Source organism: candidate division WOR-3 bacterium (assembly GCA_039803925.1).
GTDB lineage: Bacteria > Hydrothermota > Hydrothermia > Hydrothermales > JAJRUZ01 > JBCNVI01.
In genome coordinates, this window is record JBDRZL010000017.1 from 1 (window position 1) to 17851 (window position 17851).

The following is a 17851-nucleotide window of genomic DNA, read 5'->3' on the forward strand; positions in this document are numbered from 1 at the left end:
TTTTAAAAAGGTTTCCCTTGCAACAATTCTTTCCTATAATCCAGAAATTTTTCTTTTAGATGAGCCAACCCTTGGTCTTTCACCAAAATCAAGAAAGGAATTTATAGAATTGATAAAAAATTTAAAAGGAACAAAGATAATTGCAACCCATAATATAGAAATGGCAAAGGAAATTTCTGAAAGGATAATAGTTTTAGAGGAGGGAAATATTTTGAAAACTTATTAAATCAAAAAATTTAGTAATGTTATATTATTTTACATTTATTTGACTTTTTTATTTTTATTATACTAAAATTTTAACAAATTTTTACCATAAAAAGGAGGTAAAAATGGAAGAATTAGAAAAAATAGTAGAAATTGCAAATCCACAGCATCCTCATTGTCCTGTTGTGCTTTTATTAGATGTATCGGGTTCTATGGCAGGTGTAAAAATATCTTCTTTAAATGAAGGAGTAAAATTATTCAAAGAAGAAATTGAAAAAGATGAACTCGCATCTAAAAGAGTAGACCTTGCAATTATAACTTTTGGAGGAGAAGTTAAGGTGTTTCATCAATTTTCGCCCGTAGAGAATTTTGAACCTGTTGAATTTGAAGCTTCCGGAAATACTCCCATGGGTGATGCAATACTTAAAGGAATAGAGATGGTGGAAGAAAGAAAAAGAGAATATAAGGAAAGAGGAATTGATTATTACAGGCCTTGGATATTTATGATAACAGATGGAGAACCCACTGATATGAGAGAAGGAGACGAAAAATGGGAGGAGGTGATAAAAAGAATTCACGAGGGGGAAAGAAATAAAAAATTCCTATTTTTTTGTGTAGGTGTTGAACCTGCTAATTTTGAAATTCTTAAAAAATTGGCTCCTCCAGAAAGGCCACCCGTGAAACTTAAAGGCACAAAATTTAAAGAACTTTTCATGTGGTTATCAAAAAGTCAGATTAAAGTTTCATCGTCAAAAGTAGGAGAAAAGCTAACTCTGGAAGACCCTGTAAAAGCAGGATGGGGAGAGATAGAACTTTAATAAATTTACCTTTTGTAATAGGTGGTTCTGTAATAGGTCCTTCCCATTTAAGAAAAAATTTACCCTGTCAGGATGCTTGTGCTTATAAGGTAAGCCAGAATAAGGTAATAGTGGCTGTAGCAGATGGACTCGGAAGCGCATCCAAAAGTAACGAAGGTGCAACTTTTGTAGTAAAAGAGATTGTAGATAGTCTCGAAAAAGAGGAAAAATTAAACAAAAGGAATTTAAAGAAATACATAGGTTTAAGCAGGGAAAAATTAAAAAGAAAGGCAATAGAATGTGGAGGAAAATTTGAAGATTTTGCATCAACCCTTATTGTAGTAGTAGTAGAGAGAAGAAAGGTGATTGTTGCTCATATAGGAGATGGAGCGGTAGTTGGGCAAACAAAAAATGGACTTGAAGTTCTTTCTTATCCCGAAGAATCTGAATATATAAATGAAGTAATTCCGCTTACTTATGAAAACTGGGAAAGACATTTAAGATTTAGTATTTACAATAAAAAATTTGAATGTATTGCTGTAATGACAGATGGTTGTCATAGAGCTGCCTTTAAAAAAGAAAAAGATACACTTATTCCTTTTGAGGGCTTTTTTAATCCCATATTTTCCTATTCAAAAAAAATTAAAGATCCAAAAGAAGGGACAGAGGAAATAATAAAATTACTTTCTTCAAAAAAAATAAATGAATATATGGAAGATGATAAGACACTCCTCATAATTGTATTAGAACCGGATTACTCAATAAAATGAGACCCGAACCCGGTGTAACATATTGGACATTAGATAAAAATAAAAAAAGAGGAAAAATACAGATAGGAGAAAAATTAGGCGAAGGTGGAGAAGGAATTGTATTTAATATATATGGATATGAAAAATATTGTGCAAAAATATACACCAAGGAAATTACCGTTGAGTTAAAGAATAAGATTGAGTTAATGTGTCAAAATCCTCCTTCTGATCCAATGGAAAAAAAGGGGGGTCGTTCTATTGCTTGGCCGGTTGTTCCTTTATATGAAGACAGAGATTTAAAAAATTTTGTAGGTTTTATAATGCCTAAAATAGATTTTAATAAGTATAAAAAAATGGCTCTTGTGATAGACCCTTTCGAGCGAAAAAGGAATTTTTTTAGTTTTACATGGAGTGAATTATATCAAGTTGCATTAAATTTATGTAGTGCTATTGCGGCAATTCACAAAAAGGGATATATTATAGGGGATTTAAATGAAAGTAATATTTTAGTAAGCAAGGATGGTCTTGTATGTATAATTGATTGCGATTCCTTTCAGGTTGTGGATAAGAAAACAAATAAGGTTTACAGGTGCCCTGTAGGTAAAGGTTCTTACACAGCACCCGAATTTCAAGATAAAAGTTTTAAAGATACAGATAGAACTATAGAGTCTGATAATTTTGCACTTGGGGTCCTTTTATTTCAGATATTAATGGAAGGGTTTCACCCTTATCAAGCAAGGGGACCTTTGGTAGAGGATGCACCCTCAATCGAGAGCAAAATTAAAAAAGGATACTTTCCTTATTGTTCTAATTCTAAAAATATTGAGCCACCACCTGATGCTCCTCCCTTCGGTATTTTATTTCCTGAGATACAAGAATTATTTAAAAAGTGTTTTGCTGAAGGTCATAAGAATCCGGAGAAAAGACCATCAGCAGAGGAGTGGTATGCTGTTTTTTTAAAAAATAAGGATAAATTTAAAACCTGCAATAATAACCATTTTCATAGTTATGCAGACCATTTAAAAAAGTGCCCTTGGTGTGAAATTAAACAAAAAAAGAGTGAAGATCCTTTCCCTCCCCCTCTTATTGGAAAACAAACTCCTATCTCCCGTCCTGGAATAGAGATCTCTCCAGAGGCAAAAGAAAGAACTTTCAGGGAGTATGTAATAGGACCAGCATTAGCCGATGGAGTTATTTCATCAGAAGAAAGAGAATTCATAAAACAAAAAGGAAAAGAATTAGGGTTTAAAGAAAAAGAAGTTGAAAGGATAATAAAAGAGGAAGAAAAAAAGGTTAGAAAACCCCCGGTAGCACAACCCAAATCGGTAACAAAACCCTCTTTTGTTTTGAGTGAGGAAGAGGAAGAAGGAGTCTATTTTGTCATAGGAGGAATAATTGGATTGTTTATGAATATATTATTTCCTTTCTTATTTTCTACCTATAAATTAATATTATTCTGGTTGTTTTTAATTGGGTTAACTTTATGGTCAACCATTTCTCATAAAGAATCCTTTGGTTTAGCAGTTTTCTGGTTTTTTATTCTTTGGCTTTTGCAAAAATTTCTTTATTCTATTTATATAATTTTAATTTCTGCATTTTTTACATATTTCTATTATCAATTGTCCAAAAAATTTTTCCAATTTTTTCCATTTCTTTTATGGAGAAAGAAAGGAGCTTTTAAATTTGCCGGATGTTTACTCTTATGGGGTCTTTTTGTAGGAAAATATATAAAAGATACAAATAATTTAGGAATTTTTGATAGGAAAAAAGAAACAAAATTTTATATTGAAATAAAGGATTTAATAAATGTGAGAGTAGGTCCGGATATTAAATTTTATGAAATAACCCGACTTCCTATTGGCAGAGTGGTAGATGTAATAGAGGAAAAGGGAAATTGGTATAAAATAAGATTTAACAAAAATAAAACCATAGGATGGGTATATAAGGAATTTACTGAACCCGTTGAGTTAAAAGAACAATTTCTTATAAAAATAAATGCAAATAATGTGAATATAAGAAGTAAACCCTCATTAGATGGAGAAATAATTACAAGATTTCCTGAAAATTATGAAGTAAAGGTTATGGCAGAAAAAAACAATTGGTATAAAATTATTTTCTATTTATCAGATGAACTATTTACAGGTTGGATTTATAAACCTTTAACCAAAATAATAAAATAAGGAGGTAAAAATGGAAAAATGTGATGTCCTTATAATAAGTAATGAAAGCAAAGAAGGAAGAGATTTTGCAACATATTTAGAAGAAATAATAAAAAAGCAAGGGTATAATCTTTTTGTGGTTTACTATGAAAGTGGGAGATTGGGAAAAGAGGAAAAAGAAAAAATTGATAAAGCGATTGAAACTTGCAAATATCTTGTTATAATTACTGTAAAGGGAGATAAACTTCCCGAAGAATGTGTAAAAGCGATAGAGCTTAAAAAAAGAATAATACCATGTGCATATTTTCCAAAGGAAGAATATTTTTATTCTTATTTATACTTTTTCGGACATTTGGAATTTTCTGATAAAGATGAATTAGTGAAAAAGGTTATGACTGCTTTAAATAAAATAAAAGAAAAAGAGAATATTCCATTAGAAAAAAACCCGGATGAACTTCTGAATAGGGGGCTTTTACTTATGAAAACAGAAAAATTTAAAGATGCGATAGAAGAATTTGAGAAAGCATTAAAAATTTATAAAGAAATTGGTGATAAATCAGGAGAGGCAAACTGTTATGGAAATTTAGGTATTTGCTATGAAAGAATAGGATATGATGAAAAAGCAATTGAATATTATGAGAAAGCCTTGGAAATTTTTAAAGGAATTGGTGATAAATCAGGTGAATTTAAGTGTTATAAAAACCTAATTCCTATTTATTTCAACTTAGGTAGCAGGTTTTTGTATGGTAAGGATTTAAAAGCCATTACCTATTATAATAAAGCACTAAGACTCTCTCAAAAGGCAGGTGATAAAAATATGGAAAAAGAATGTTATAGCGGGCTCGCTAAGGCTTATGATAATTTAGGAGAAACGGAAGAAGCAATTGAATATTATGAGTTAGCATTAGAAATATCAAGAGAAATTGATGAGCCTGAATTTACAGCAGGAATGTACCTTCTTCCATTGGGTGTGATGTATTACACTTTAAAAAATTATAAAAAAGCAATTGAATATTTGGAAGAAGCAATTAATATACATGATAGAGGAGGAATGCTTGCTGAACACGAGGTTAAACAGATTTATGAAACTCTTTCTGATATTTATAAAGAACTTGGAGATTTTGAGAAGGCAGAAGAATATGAAGAAAAATCAAAAGATTGAAAAAATTAATGTTAATAAATTTCTGGCTCCTTTCAACGAGTATCCAGATATACTTTATCAAGAAAAATTCATGAGTTTGCACATATCTTTTTATTTGACAAATTTTTTAAAAAATTGTATAATTTTAAATTATGAAAATTTTAAAATGAGAGGTGTAATATAAATAAGGTTCAAATCCTTAAAAAAATAAAAAGGAGGTTGATATGACAGATAAAAAATATGAACAAATGGTATGCAGGGATACATATGGGGAAACAAAAATGGAAAGGAAGAGGTATGAACCACCAAGAGTAAAAATGTTTGAGAGTGGACCGGATTGTGAAAGCGGGGGTGCAGAAAGTGACTATTGTGCAGGTGGTGGACGCGCTTCCTTTGGTTGTGGAGCAGGTGGAAGATTCCAGGGCTAAACAAAAATCCTGGGCCGGGGTTATGTTCCCGGCCCTTTTTATTTTAAATTTAAAAAATGAGATTTATAGATAAAGAAATAAAACCTTTAAGTGCACCAACATCTCTTTGTCTTTCAATTACTAACAGTTGTAATTTAAATTGCAGACACTGTCTTGCTACTGGAGTTGAAGAAGAACTGGATACAGAAGAAATGATTAAAATAATAAAAAAGATAGGTAATGTTAAGGTTTTTAGTGTCGGAATTTTTGGTGGAGAGCCACTTGTAAGGAAAGATATCTGGAGATTCATAGAAGAACTTAAAAAATTCCCTATCAGTTTATCATTAAATACAAACGGAACTCTTATTACTCCTAATATAGCAAAAAGATTGAAAGAATTTGGTGTTAAAGATATTACATTAAGTCTTGATGGTTCTGAAGAAAAAATAGTAAAAAATATTCGTGGTGAAGGTGTTTTTAATAAAACAATAAAGGGTATAGAAAATGCATTAAAAGAAGGATTAAATATATTAATATCTACTACCCTGATGAAATTAAACTATAATGATATGGAAAATATTGTTCATTTATGTAAAAAACTGGGTGTTAGAAATGTAAGGTTTAATCCCATATTTTATACAGGTAATGCTGCATGTTTTATAGAAGAATTGTATCTTTCACCTAAGGAACTAAGAGAAATTATTAAAAGATTGAAGGTTTTAAAAGAAAAATTCGGTGATTTTATCACAGGGGCAGCAGTTCAACTTGTAGATTTAGTTGAAGAGGCGGAGAAAAATCCACCACCTGAAACCAATGAAATTGAAGTCCCACCCTGTGCAGCCGGTGTAACAAGATGCAATATAAAACCAAATGGAGCAATTACACCTTGTGAGGTTCTCTGGGATGTAGAAGCAGGAAATCTAAAAGAAAAAGACTTTATTGATATATGGAAAAATTCACCGGTAATGAGAAAGTTCCGCACTTATTTTATCCTTACAAAGGATGATATAGGTGATTGCATAAATTGCATCTATCGTAGAATCTGTTTTACAGGGCATAGATGTAATCCTTATTATTATTTATACGGAATAAGGAACAAGGAATTTTATTGTCTTAGACCTGATGGGATTACCGAACCTATCCTGGGGGTTAAATGAAGGAATTAAATTATAAACTTGAAACAATTTATTTCTATTATACCTCCTGTAATTTCAAATGCAGGCATTGCTGGATAGATCCGGAATTTATGAAGGATTCAGGTGAGATTCCTTTATCAGTTATAAAAAGAGCAATAAAAGAAGCAAAAAAAATCGGTCTTAAAGGAATTAAACTTACAGGTGGAGAACCATTTTTAATGAAAAACATATTGGAATTACTTTACTGGCTGAAAAATGAAGAATTAAGCATCATTATAGAAACAAATGGCTCATTAATTGAAAAAGAAGTTGCGAAAGTTATAAAAGAAACAGAAGTATCACAGGTTTCAGTCTCCCTTGATTCAACAGACTCACAAGTCCATGATTACATAAGGGGAATACCGGGTGCCTTTGAACAAACAATAAGAGGGATAAACTATCTTCAGGAATATGGTGTTAGAACACAAATTATTACCTCTCTTATTTCCAAAAATTCAGAAGAACTTCCTGATATAGTAAATTTTGCATCAAAATTAGGAGCAGATAGCCTAAAAATAAATCCAGTTATCCCGATGGGACGCGGAGAAAATATGCAAAAAAGAGGTGAACTTTTGGATGTAGAAAAAATACTTGAAGTTTATAAAAAACTAAAGGAATCATTCAATAATAATTTTCCTTTAAAAGTTCATTTTGATATTCCACCAGTTTTTAAATCTCTAAATGATTTAACCGATGATTTTGGAACCTGTAAAATTCATAACATTCTCGGGATTTTAAGTAATGGTATGGTTTCTATTTGCGGTATAGGTAAAAATATAACACAACTTGTTATGGGGAATATAGAAAAAGATAGTATTATAGATATTTGGGAAAATTCTAAGATTTTAAAAGAATTAAGAGAAACCATACCACATAAAATTCTTGGTGTATGCTCAAAATGTATGTTTAAAAATTATTGTAATGGAAAATGTGCAGCAGAAACTTATTATCTTACAGGGACATTTAATGCACCATTTCGTTTTTGTGATGAAGCATATAAAAAAGGGCTTTTTCCAAAAACAAGGTTGGTGGAAAAATGAAAGAAAAGTACATTACAAATTCAAAAATTGTTTTCCGTAAGGAAGAAGATGGCGCACTCCTTTACAATTTAGAAACAGGAGAAATCAAGATATTAAATGAGGTCGGTGCATTTATCTTTGAATTATGTGACGGTAAGCATGATAAAGAAGAAATTATTAATGAAATAATAAAAAATTTTGAAATAGACAAAAATACAGCAGAAAAAGACTTTGATATTTTTATAAAAGAAATGGAAAAAGAAAATTTAATCCTTCGTAAAGAACTTGATTAAAAATATAATTAACCTATCTCTCAAAATATCAATCAATATGAGATTTTTCTTTTAGATGAGCCAACCCTTGGTCTTTCACCAAAATCAAGAATTGAATTCATAAAATTGATAAAAAATTTAAAAGGAACAAAAATTATTGCAACCCATGATATAAATCTTTTAGAAAAAATTTCTGATAGGATAATAGTTTTAAATGAAGGGAAAATAGAAAAGGAAGAATACCTATTAAATCTCTGAAAAGTAAGAAAGTAAAAGATTTTATGAAATTTTTAGAAATTGGTAAAAAGTAAATCCACCTTCTATTTTTGAAAAATTTTCTGTATTTAATATACAATTTTGCATGAGGTAAAATTTATGCATCTTACAGATTTAAAGCGGTGGCAACATCAACACTACTTTAATCAGGATAAAAAATCCGCTGAACAAAAAACTCTTTTTGTTGTTATTCTTACAACCGTCACAATGCTTATTGAAATCTTTGCAGGATGGATTTTTAACTCAATGCTCTCTTTGCTGATGGATGGCATATGAGTACGCATGCAACTGCTCTAAGCATCTCTCTAATTGGATATATTCTTTCAAGAAAATTATCAAATGATAAAAGATTCACCTTCGGCTCATGGAAAATTGAAATACTAGGAACTTAAACAAGTGCAATTCTTTTAGGAGTTGTTGGGCTATTCCTCCTTGGAGCATCTATTGAAAGATTTTTTAAACCCTTAAAAATTTCCTATAACCAGGCATTAATAGTTGCCTTCCTCGGCCTAATAGTAAATATCATAAGCGCCCTGATACTCGGTTATGAACACGAAAATCACATTCATAATGATGAAAAACATTCTAACCATAATAAAATGGATCTAAATTTAAAATCAGCATACCTTCATGTTCTTGCAGATGGTCTAACATCACTTTTTGCAAACTTCAAATTACTTGGAGCAAAATATTTTGGCTGGAACTGGCTTGACCCTTTAATGGGTATAATTGGATCATTTTTAATACTCAGATGGACATTTTTACTTATTAAAGAAACTTCTTTTATTCTCTTAGACAGAGAAATGGATTCAATAATTGTGAGAGAAATAATAAAAATAATAGAATCTGATGGCGATAGTAAAATCAGTGATTTACATATTTTAAGGGTAAATCAGAATAAATATGCCTGTATTTTAAGTATAGTTGCCAAAAATCCACTAACAAATCATATTACTATAGAGATAAATCACTGTAATGGATAAGGGGCAAAATCTAAAAGTATATTACTTACCCACTTTTATAATTAGTTTATATTTTTACCCTCATATGCCTAAAAAAAATGGCATCACACTGGAATGTAAAGGGAGAAATGGACGGCTATATGTCAAAATTCTTTTAACTTTTCTTACTTTTTATTGCTATTCCGAGAATAGATCCATTGAAAGAAAACATTGAAAAATTCAGAAAATACTACAATTTATCTTCATGCTTTCACTACACTTACAAGTAATACTCTGGAATCTTGGAATTAAAATAAGTTCTAATTTATTTTCCCCGACTGGACTTTTTATTTTGTTTTTTTATATTGTAATTCTCTTTGAAAAAGAAGAAATAAACTGGTTTAAATGAAGTTGTTTAGAATAAAACACATAAAATAGGAGGAAAATTATTCAAAATAAAAGTCTTATTTTCCCTTTTAGGAATTTTCTTTCAGAATTATAGCTTTTTTCTCCTTTTTTATTCCTGTAATTGTATTTTCACATAGTACTTTTAAATTTTTCTTTTATGTTTTCTATGTGTTTTTGTTTTTATTTACTTTAATATCACAGCTTTTTTTATCTCACTTAAATTTTTATCAGTTTTAAAAGATACAAAATAAATTCCAGGTTTTAAGTTAACTATGGAATGAGTATATGTGCCTCTTTTAAGCATTTTTGAATAACCATAATTTTTTCTTCCTGTTACATCAAAAACCTTTATTTCCACCCTCTGAGGCTCAGAAAGTGTAAAATTAATCTTTATATCCCTTCCAATTTTTTTAATATCCAAGACAAAATTTAAAGGTTTTTGAGTTTCTTTTATAGGAGTAGCACCAAAAATCAGGTATTCAACACAATTCTCAAGTAAAGCCTTTGCCACACTTTTATCAGAAATAGAAAGTATATTTATTGACATAAATACAACATTCGGTTCCCCTTGATTTGTATCGTGAACAATAATGCCACCATCATTTTGATAACTTGTCCAGTTATAAACAAAATAGGCATCAGGCTCAAGTTTAAGGGCATCAGCTACTCCCCACTGCCCGCTGAAATTACCAACAATCTGAGAAGGCAAAGTATTGGGAGAATTGGCAATTGGATGATTAGGTAAATAGATATTAAGATTTCCAGGATAATCAGAATCCCAGTCATTTATATGTAATACCTGAGTTCCAAAATCTGGATTCCATACCTGTGCATCAAAACCTATTTCACCTCCTTCCACAAGAAGTTTACCTCCTCTTGAAACAAAATTTTTTAAAGCACTTCTCATTACGGGTCCATATACATCATCCTGTGCAACAGTTTTCACATCAAGTCCTGATGATAAAACTAAAACATCATAATTATTCCATGTTAAAGTATCTGTCTGCCATATATTCTCTTTTGTTACATCAAATCCTATAGAACTCAACCAAGAAGCTATAGAATCAGCACTTTCACCTGCTTTTTTATAATCAACAAAACTTAACCAATCATCCTTTTTACCAATTTTTGTCCCCCATTTTCTATCTCCTGAATCATCATTTAAAACAAGAACAATTCCCCTTGATTCAACAATGTAAAATTTATAAAAACCATTAACTGGATTTTTAGCTGTATCGGGTGTCGAAGAAGCATCAACAGCAACAATTCTGTATTCAATTGTATCACCCAAATTAACTGAAGGTAAGGGGAAATTTGCTTCATATACATTATTACCCATATTAGTTAAACCAAAAGAAACCTCTATATTTCCATTATAAACCCACTCAACATATGCAGTATCAACACCGATATTATCAGTAATAGTTGCCTTAACTTTTGCTGGCCACCTTGAAATAGGATACTGTGTTTTAACTGGTGTATGAACTATAACAGGCTTTACAGTATCTTCCCCAACATGGAAAGAATGGTGATTTAAAGGAGCTCCCTGTGGATGGGTATTGAAGTTCCCATTTTGATCTCTTGCATAAATGTAATAATTTATATCTGCATCCTGCCCTGGACCAGGAATATTTGCACTGTATTCATCAGGATTTCCCGTTGGTTGCATAATAAGTTTAACTGTATCCTGTGGTAATAAACTTATCCAGTAATAAACAAAAACTGAATCTATAGGTGCAGTAGATGGAATAACCTTAGCAAGAACTGTATATGGACCAAAAACATTCTCATTATCAGGTAAAGACGTATGGATTATCTGTGGTAAGTATTGAGAAGCATCTATAAAGCCTCTTGCATCAAAAATAGGTATTATAATAGGCCAGTGTTTTCTATTATTTATATCATTATCAGCCTGTAAAATTGCCTGTGCTGCTTCTGGCATTGTTGCAGATGCTGTTAAATAAAAGTGATGCTGAATAACAAGTTTATCAAGTATTTTCCTCGCACTATCCATTGAATTATACATATTGAAAAGAGCCCACATCACATCAAAAAGAGCAGAAGACCAGAGCTGACCTGCATCATGTATCTCTCTGTTAGGTGGAGCATCCTCAGGATAATGATAATTATCCATATTAACTGACCTTCCTGGCCAAAAGGGATTGTGTCCATCCCAGTTAAAAACCCAAGACCATTTAAAAGTATCAATAACTATTGAATAACTCGCTGATAAATAATCACCAAAACCCTCACCCATTGCATCTGCTTCACTTGAAGCACCCCATCCTGGAACCTGATCATCCTGTATTGCATGTCCATACTCATGAATTATCACATCCATATCCTCTGCATCATCCACACCACCTTCCCCATAGGCAATTCTATCTGTTGATGGAACATAATAGGAATTATCTTGACCATTCACACCATGTGGATCAACATCCTGTGGCTCATTATTCACATTGTTAAAACCAAGAGACTGAATGTACCTCTGAATATTATCTATTCCATAATAAACCATCGCATCTTCAAAACCCGATTGGCTCCTTGTATAATAAAATAAACCGTTTTGCGTCTTTACAACAGGAACAGAAGGAGTATCCCAGTCAATTAGATAGGCATGGGGACCTTTCAAAAGTTTCCATCCAGATGAATCTGTTAAACCTAAAAGAGGAACTAAAAATCTCTGTCCGTTAAGGGAATCATTATCAGCATCATTATTATCTGCCCAGTAGCTATTCTGATTATAAATCCTGTGAGCAGTGGTTAAGGGGTCCGGATTAAAAGAATAACCTTGTCCGTCAAAATATTTAGCCTGGTCCCTTACAAATAACACTTCACCACTTTTAGCATCAACAAAAAATTCCCAATCTCCTATAGGGTCAGAAGATGGAATCAAAACTCTGTATGAAAGTTTAAAATCTTTGTAAGGGTATATAACAAGTTCCGGCTCAATATACTTATGGATTTTACCCTTTATAGGTAAAAAGTTCTTTGCAATTTCATAAGCCATTTCCTTTGAAATAAGAGGTTCCACATCTATATCCCCCTTTATGTCAAACAATCTTGAAGAATAGGAAGTAACATAGTTGCCTTTAAAGGTTATAACAAGTTCTGAACCAAAAATAGGAACTCCTTTATAATACTCTCTGAATCTTATATGGGTCAAATCTTTAAGACCATTTTTTAAATCAAAAACCCTTAATTCTGCCTTAGAATCTAACATCAGTTTATTCTGAAAATTCCCTATAAATTTCCTTGCTTTTTCTTCAATTGAACCAGTATAAGGACCTTCTTTTAAATTAAAACCTGTTAGAGGTTTTCCTGTTTCAACATCATAGAAAAAGTCTCCCCTTTTTATCAACTTAGGTGAAGGATGGTAATTTTTCCTGTAAACTGAATACTCATCCTTTACCTCTTTTAAAGCAGAAAGTAGTATAGGGAAAAGTATTAAAAAGATCTTTTTAAACATAATATTTTAAAAATTCTATAGGATTTGAACCTTTTGAACCCTATAAAAAAATTATAATAAATTATAACTTCAAACAGGATATTTCTCAATTAACACATTGGAAATTATAAATTTCATAATTTCTGAAGTTCCTGCACCTATCTCCATAAGCTTTGCATCTCTTAAAAATCTTTCAACAGGATACTCCTTTGTATAACCATAACCCCCAAGAATCTGAATTGCATCAAGAGAAGCTTTAACTCCAAGTCTACTTGCAAGAAGTTTTGAAGTGGCGCTTTCTATTCTATTATCTTTCTTAAAATCATAATTCTTAGCAAGAAAATAAATATAAGTTCTTAAAACCTCAAGGAGAGCTGCATTTTCTGCTATTTTTTCAGAAACCATTTGAAATTCATAGATTGGTTTAGAAAACTGCTTTCTTTCCTTTGAATATTTAATTTGCCATTCAAGGGATGAAAGGGCTATACCAAGAGAAATGGCTGAAATTGTAATTCTTTCAATTTCAAAGCATTTTACAAGTATGTTAAAGCCCTTATCTTTTTCTCCGAGAAGATTTTCCTTAGGACAGAAAGCATTATCAAAAAATAAAGAAGCAGTTGGAGAACCCCTCATTCCCATTTTTTCAAATTTTTTACTCACTGAAAAACCTTTAAAGTCTTTTTCAAAAATGAAACTTGATATTCCCTCTTTTTCTTTTTCAGGGGAAGTTTTTGCATAAACTATTATGATATCAGCAATTGAACCATTTGTTATAAAGATCTTACTACCATTTATGATAAACCCATCTTTTTCCTCCTTTGCTGTAGTTTTGATAGAATAGGTGTCAGATCCTGCATCAGGTTCTGTAATTGCGAGAGCACCTATAAACTCACCCCTTGCAAGTTTTGGGAGATATTTTTCCTTCTGCTCTTTAGTTCCAAACCTTGTAATAGGATGGGCACATAAAACTGAGTGAGCTAAGAGTGAAAGTGCTATTGATGGACTTTCTCTTGAAATTTCCTCAAGCACAATACAAGCTGATAAAACATCCTCTCCAAAACCTCCGTATTCTTCAGGTATAAGAATTCCGGTAAACCCAAGTTCTGCCATTTCTCTAAAAATATAAGAAGGGAACTCATCTTTTTCATCAATACGCGAAGCAATGGGAGCAATTTTTTCCTTAACAAACTTTCTAACTGTTTCCCTCAAAAGTTTTTGTTCCTCTGTTTCCAATAAGTTTAGAAGTTCACCAAACATAAAAAATTATAAGACATATTTACTTTTGAAAAAAACTTATCTTATATTTTTCTATGAGATTTTTAATTATATTCATTTTCTTTATATTTTTAAATTTTTGCTTTCATACAAGGGAAAATAAGAGAGGGGAATTAGAATTTGAAACTTTTGAAAAAGGGTTTTATTCAGGAATAAAAGAAAAAAAGGAAATTGTAATAAAAAATAAAAAGGAATTTCTTGAAATGTGGAAAAATCACACAAAAATACTCCTTCCTCTACCCGAACCTCCTGAAATTGACTTTGATAAATATATGTTAATCTGCACCTTTATGGGAGAAAAACCAACAGGTGGATTTTCCATTGAAATAAAAAAAATTGTTGAAAATGATAGAGAAATATCAGTTTATGTTAAAGAAATATCACCTGGTAAAAACTGTATAGTAACAATGGCTTTTACACAACCTTATCATATTGTTCTTTTAAAAAAATCAAAAAAGAAAATTAAATTTTACTACGAGGAAGAAATAAAAGATTGTTTTTAAAAAATTTTAATCTTTTTTATCAAAAACACATAAAATTTCCACATGATAGGTCTGGGGAAAAAAGTCAAAGGGAATAACTCTCTTTAAAGCATAACCTTTTGAAATTAAAACCTTTGAATCCCTTGCAATTGAAGGGGGAAAACAAGAAAGATAAATTATCTTCTCAGGTTTTATCCTATCTATACCTTCTATTACACTTTCATCTATTCCCTTTCTCGGTGGATCTAAAATTAAAACTTCACCCCTTAAACTTTTAAGAGCATTTCCAGCATCCTCCCTAATTATATCCACATTAAATAAATCATTTATTTTCTGATTGTAAAGAGTATCTTTAATGGAAGAATCATTTATTTCAACAACATAAACCTTTTTAAAAAACTTTGAAAAATAAAAACCAAAAAGACCAACACCTCCATAAAGGTCAATGAGAGTATCATAACCTTTTATCTCCTCCTCCATTTTTTCAAGAAGCATAGGTAAAATAGAAGGATTAACCTGGAAAAAAGACCTGGAAGAAACTCTGAAAGTTAAATCCCCTACATGTTCAAAAATATAATTTCTTCCTGATAGAATCCTCTCCTCTTCACCTAAAATTACATTTCCTTTTTTTGGATTTACATTTTCAACCACACCTGTTATTCTTTCAAGTTCTTCAACCCTTTTTACAATACTCTTTGGAAAACCCCTATTCCTTGTTACAAATGTTATAAGAACCTCACTTTCATCTTTATTTGTTTTAATTGATAGATATCTTAACCTTCCAAAATCTTTTGTTTCATCATAAATTGTAATCCTCTCCTCCTGCAATATATCCTTTATTTTTAACATGTGATCAATTATTATTTTTTTTTGAATCAAACACTCTTCTATTGATATTAAATAATGACTTTCCCTTTTATAAAATCCTGCATAAACTTTTCCCTTTATCCTTTTTAATGGAAAATGTGCCCTTGTTCTGTAATAAAAAATTAGAGGCGAAGGAACAATACTTTCAAGTGGAATTTCCTTAATTTTAGCATTATGATAAAAAGCATCCCTTACAACTTCTTCCTTTATTTTTAATTGATAATTGTAATTTGCCATCTGAAAGTGACAGCCACCACATTCTCCAAAATAGGGACACTTTGGCTTTATTCTCTCTCCACTTTTTTCAATTATCTCAACCGGATAAGTAAATGTAACATCCTTTTTATCTTCGATAATTTCTACTTTTACTTTTTCACCTGGTAAAACAAAAGGAGTAAAAACTATCTTACCCTTATCCCTTGAAATTCCATAACCTTCCTGAACTATTTTTTCTATTTGTATTTCAAATTGCTTGGGCATAGATATATTGAATAACTTTTCTTGAAAGGTCTTTTGCGGCTTCTTTAATTGCTTCCTCTTCTGTTTTTTCCCTTGTATCATAAACACTTTCCCCCTGAAATTCTCTTTCTTCAAAAATCTGTGTACCATCTTTTTTTAAAAAATTAATTTTAGCCTTTATTATCACCTTGTAAGAAAAAACCTCTCCACCCATTGTAACTCCAAAAGGTGTTCTTAAATACCTTGTAATTTCTCCTTTTATAAGTAAATCACAGTTATTTAAATCTTTAAGGGGTATTCTCCTATCTTCAAGAATTCCATCAATAAAACTCTGCGTTACAAAAACCTCTATACCTAACCTTTCTGAAGAATTTGAAAAATTTTCAACACCAATAGTCTTTATACCTTCAGGTAAAGGTGGTCTTAAAGAATAAACACAACTTAAAAATAAAAGAAAAAATAAAAAAATTATCTTATTCACTTAAAACATTATCAAAAACATTTCCATAAACAGGAAAATTCTTTGTCAATTCTTTTACCTTTTCTCTTATTTTCTTTGCTTTTTCTTCACTTTTAGAACTTATCACCTCATAAATCCAGTCGGCAATCAATTCCATCTCCTTTTCCCTCATTCCCCTTGTTGTAACACATGGTGAACCAATTCTTATACCACTTGTAACTGTTGGAGGTTTTTCATCAAAGGGTATTGTATTTTTATTAACAACAATACCTGCAATATTTAAAAGGTCCTCTGCCTCTTTTCCTGTAATTCCAAGTGGTCTTAAATCAATCAAGGATAAATGAGTATCAGTTCCATCTGAAACAATCCTTAAACCTCTTTCCTTTAAAGAAAAAGCAAGTTTTTTTGAATTTTCTAATACATTTTTTATGTATTCTCTGAATTCAGGTGTGCTTGCCTCCTTAAAACATACAGCTTTTGCTGCTATTACATGCTCAAGCGGACCTCCCTGTGTTCCAGGAAAAACTGCCTTATCAATTTTTTCTGCAAGTTCTTTTGTTGAAAGTATAAAACCACCTCTTGGTCCCCTTAAAGTTTTGTGAGTTGTCCCTGTTACTACATGGGCATAGGGAAAGGGATTTTCATGAAATCCTGCTGCTATTAAACCTGTAATATGGGCTATATCAGCAAGCATATATGCTCCAACTTCATCTGCAATTTCTCTAAAGGTTTTAAAATCAATTTTTCTTGGATAAGCCGAATACCCACATACAATAATTTTAGGTTTCTCTCTTTTTGCTAAATCTCTAACCTCATCAAAATCAATTGTTTCAGTATCCTTTCTCACACCATACTGGATAACCCTGTAATATTTTCCTGCCGCATTCACCTTATGTCCGTGAGATAAATGCCCCCCATGAGGAAGTTTCATTGATAAAATTTTATCTCCGGTATTCAAAAGGGCAAGATATACTGCCAAATTAGCCTGAGTTCCTGAATGAGGTTGAACATTTGCATGTTCTGCATTAAAAAGCTTTTTTAATCTATCAATAGCAATTTGTTCAATCTCATCAACAACTTCACATCCCCCATAATACCTTTTAAAAGGATAACCCTCTGCATACTTATTTGAAAGTGGAGTTCCCATTACTCTCAAAACATTGTAAGAGGCATAATTTTCCGAAGCAATAAGGATTATATTTTCTTCCTGCCTTCTTATTTCCCTTTTTATAAGTTCGTATATTTCTCTATCGTAAATTTTCATAAATCTATTATAAAGCAATAAATAAATGAAAATCCCATTTGAACT

At 31.2% G+C, this 17851-nt stretch carries 17 protein-coding genes and 1 pseudogene; 13 read left to right on the forward strand and 5 right to left on the reverse strand.

What is annotated here, in order from left to right; genetic code table 11:
- From ABIN17_07295 to ABIN17_07350, 12 genes and pseudogenes are all read left to right on the forward strand, one after another.
- Positions 1 to 226: AAA family ATPase (locus ABIN17_07295; GenBank protein MEO0284853.1), on the forward strand; the 226-nt coding region annotated here is incomplete at its 5' end.
- Between the two features lie 103 nt (positions 227 to 329).
- Complete coding sequence (locus ABIN17_07300) at positions 330 to 1022, forward strand: VWA domain-containing protein (GenBank protein ID MEO0284854.1); 693 nt, start codon at positions 330 to 332, stop codon at positions 1020 to 1022.
- The gene (locus ABIN17_07305) at positions 1001 to 1771 is read left to right on the forward strand and encodes a PP2C family serine/threonine-protein phosphatase (protein MEO0284855.1); all 771 of its coding nucleotides are present in this window, start codon (positions 1001 to 1003) and stop codon (positions 1769 to 1771) included. Before ABIN17_07300 ends, ABIN17_07305 begins: the two co-directional genes overlap by 22 nt.
- Positions 1768 to 3930, forward strand: a complete 2163-nt coding sequence (locus ABIN17_07310; protein ID MEO0284856.1) for an SH3 domain-containing protein — start codon at positions 1768 to 1770, stop codon at positions 3928 to 3930. Before ABIN17_07305 ends, ABIN17_07310 begins: the two co-directional genes overlap by 4 nt.
- 10 nt (positions 3931 to 3940) lie before the next feature.
- Positions 3941 to 5071, forward strand: coding sequence for a tetratricopeptide repeat protein (locus ABIN17_07315; GenBank protein MEO0284857.1), 1131 nt, complete (start codon positions 3941 to 3943; stop codon positions 5069 to 5071).
- Positions 5072 to 5274: 203 nt separating this feature from the next.
- Complete coding sequence (locus tag ABIN17_07320; GenBank protein ID MEO0284858.1) at positions 5275 to 5478, forward strand: hypothetical protein; 204 nt, start codon at positions 5275 to 5277, stop codon at positions 5476 to 5478.
- 56 nt (positions 5479 to 5534) lie between these two features.
- Entirely contained in the window at positions 5535 to 6614 is a 1080-nt protein-coding gene (locus ABIN17_07325; GenBank protein MEO0284859.1) for a radical SAM protein, read from the forward strand.
- The gene (locus ABIN17_07330; protein MEO0284860.1) at positions 6611 to 7672 is read left to right on the forward strand and encodes a radical SAM protein; all 1062 of its coding nucleotides are present in this window, start codon (positions 6611 to 6613) and stop codon (positions 7670 to 7672) included. Before ABIN17_07325 ends, ABIN17_07330 begins: the two co-directional genes overlap by 4 nt.
- Entirely contained in the window at positions 7669 to 7944 is a 276-nt protein-coding gene (locus ABIN17_07335; GenBank protein MEO0284861.1) for a PqqD family protein, read from the forward strand. The genes ABIN17_07330 and ABIN17_07335 overlap by 4 nt, the downstream gene beginning before the upstream one ends.
- Before the next feature lie 105 nt (positions 7945 to 8049).
- A complete protein-coding gene (locus tag ABIN17_07340; GenBank protein MEO0284862.1) occupies positions 8050 to 8181 on the forward strand; it encodes a hypothetical protein in 132 nt (43 codons plus the stop codon).
- Positions 8182 to 8298: 117 nt separating this feature from the next.
- Positions 8299 to 8475, forward strand: a complete 177-nt coding sequence (locus ABIN17_07345; protein MEO0284863.1) for a hypothetical protein — start codon at positions 8299 to 8301, stop codon at positions 8473 to 8475.
- Positions 8472 to 9182: pseudogene (locus ABIN17_07350) on the forward strand (cation diffusion facilitator family transporter). The gene ABIN17_07345 and the pseudogene ABIN17_07350 overlap by 4 nt, the downstream one beginning before the upstream one ends.
- Positions 9183 to 9732: 550 nt before the next feature.
- On the opposite strand, the gene ABIN17_07355 reads toward ABIN17_07350, so the two are convergent.
- Both ABIN17_07355 and ABIN17_07360 read right to left on the reverse strand, forming a co-directional pair.
- A complete protein-coding gene (locus ABIN17_07355) occupies positions 9733 to 13020 on the reverse strand; it encodes a M36 family metallopeptidase (protein ID MEO0284864.1) in 3288 nt (1095 codons plus the stop codon).
- A gap of 69 nt (positions 13021 to 13089) precedes the next feature.
- Positions 13090 to 14256, reverse strand: coding sequence for an acyl-CoA dehydrogenase family protein (locus tag ABIN17_07360; GenBank protein ID MEO0284865.1), 1167 nt, complete (start codon positions 14254 to 14256; stop codon positions 13090 to 13092).
- Positions 14257 to 14309: 53 nt separating this feature from the next.
- Between ABIN17_07360 and ABIN17_07365 the strand changes: the two genes are divergently transcribed.
- Complete coding sequence (locus ABIN17_07365) at positions 14310 to 14777, forward strand: protease complex subunit PrcB family protein (GenBank protein ID MEO0284866.1); 468 nt, start codon at positions 14310 to 14312, stop codon at positions 14775 to 14777.
- A 6-nt stretch (positions 14778 to 14783) separates the two neighbouring features.
- Here ABIN17_07365 and rlmD read toward each other — a convergent pair whose 3' ends face one another.
- From rlmD to glyA, 3 genes are read right to left on the reverse strand one after another with little or no spacing between them, the layout of a single operon-like run.
- Positions 14784 to 16103, reverse strand: coding sequence for a 23S rRNA (uracil(1939)-C(5))-methyltransferase RlmD (rlmD, locus tag ABIN17_07370; GenBank protein ID MEO0284867.1), 1320 nt, complete (start codon positions 16101 to 16103; stop codon positions 14784 to 14786).
- Positions 16087 to 16563: an LPS assembly lipoprotein LptE gene (lptE, locus tag ABIN17_07375; protein MEO0284868.1), complete on the reverse strand. Its 477-nt coding sequence runs from the start codon at positions 16561 to 16563 to the stop codon at positions 16087 to 16089. The genes rlmD and lptE overlap by 17 nt, the downstream gene beginning before the upstream one ends.
- The gene (glyA, locus tag ABIN17_07380; GenBank protein MEO0284869.1) at positions 16556 to 17806 is read right to left on the reverse strand and encodes a serine hydroxymethyltransferase; all 1251 of its coding nucleotides are present in this window, start codon (positions 17804 to 17806) and stop codon (positions 16556 to 16558) included. Before glyA ends, lptE begins: the two co-directional genes overlap by 8 nt.
- Between the last annotated feature and the right edge of the window lie 45 nt (positions 17807 to 17851).

What these genes read in the sequence shown, in the direction of transcription:
- ABIN17_07310 (MEO0284856.1), top strand. Translation starts at nt 1,768, where the DNA reads ATGAGACCCGAACCCGGTGTAACATATTGGACATTAGATAAAAATAAA.
- ABIN17_07345 (MEO0284863.1), top strand. Translation starts at nt 8,299, where the DNA reads ATGCATCTTACAGATTTAAAGCGGTGGCAACATCAACACTACTTTAAT.
- glyA (MEO0284869.1), bottom strand. Translation starts at nt 17,806, where the DNA reads ATGAAAATTTACGATAGAGAAATATACGAACTTATAAAAAGGGAAATA.
- ABIN17_07305 (MEO0284855.1), top strand. Translation starts at nt 1,001, where the DNA reads ATGGGGAGAGATAGAACTTTAATAAATTTACCTTTTGTAATAGGTGGT.
- ABIN17_07330 (MEO0284860.1), top strand. Translation starts at nt 6,611, where the DNA reads ATGAAGGAATTAAATTATAAACTTGAAACAATTTATTTCTATTATACC.
- rlmD (MEO0284867.1), bottom strand. Translation starts at nt 16,103, where the DNA reads ATGCCCAAGCAATTTGAAATACAAATAGAAAAAATAGTTCAGGAAGGT.
- ABIN17_07315 (MEO0284857.1), top strand. Translation starts at nt 3,941, where the DNA reads ATGGAAAAATGTGATGTCCTTATAATAAGTAATGAAAGCAAAGAAGGA.
- ABIN17_07300 (MEO0284854.1), top strand. Translation starts at nt 330, where the DNA reads ATGGAAGAATTAGAAAAAATAGTAGAAATTGCAAATCCACAGCATCCT.
- ABIN17_07325 (MEO0284859.1), top strand. Translation starts at nt 5,535, where the DNA reads ATGAGATTTATAGATAAAGAAATAAAACCTTTAAGTGCACCAACATCT.
- ABIN17_07365 (MEO0284866.1), top strand. Translation starts at nt 14,310, where the DNA reads ATGAGATTTTTAATTATATTCATTTTCTTTATATTTTTAAATTTTTGC.
- ABIN17_07355 (MEO0284864.1), bottom strand. Translation starts at nt 13,020, where the DNA reads ATGTTTAAAAAGATCTTTTTAATACTTTTCCCTATACTACTTTCTGCT.
- ABIN17_07320 (MEO0284858.1), top strand. Translation starts at nt 5,275, where the DNA reads ATGACAGATAAAAAATATGAACAAATGGTATGCAGGGATACATATGGG.
- ABIN17_07360 (MEO0284865.1), bottom strand. Translation starts at nt 14,256, where the DNA reads ATGTTTGGTGAACTTCTAAACTTATTGGAAACAGAGGAACAAAAACTT.
- ABIN17_07335 (MEO0284861.1), top strand. Translation starts at nt 7,669, where the DNA reads ATGAAAGAAAAGTACATTACAAATTCAAAAATTGTTTTCCGTAAGGAA.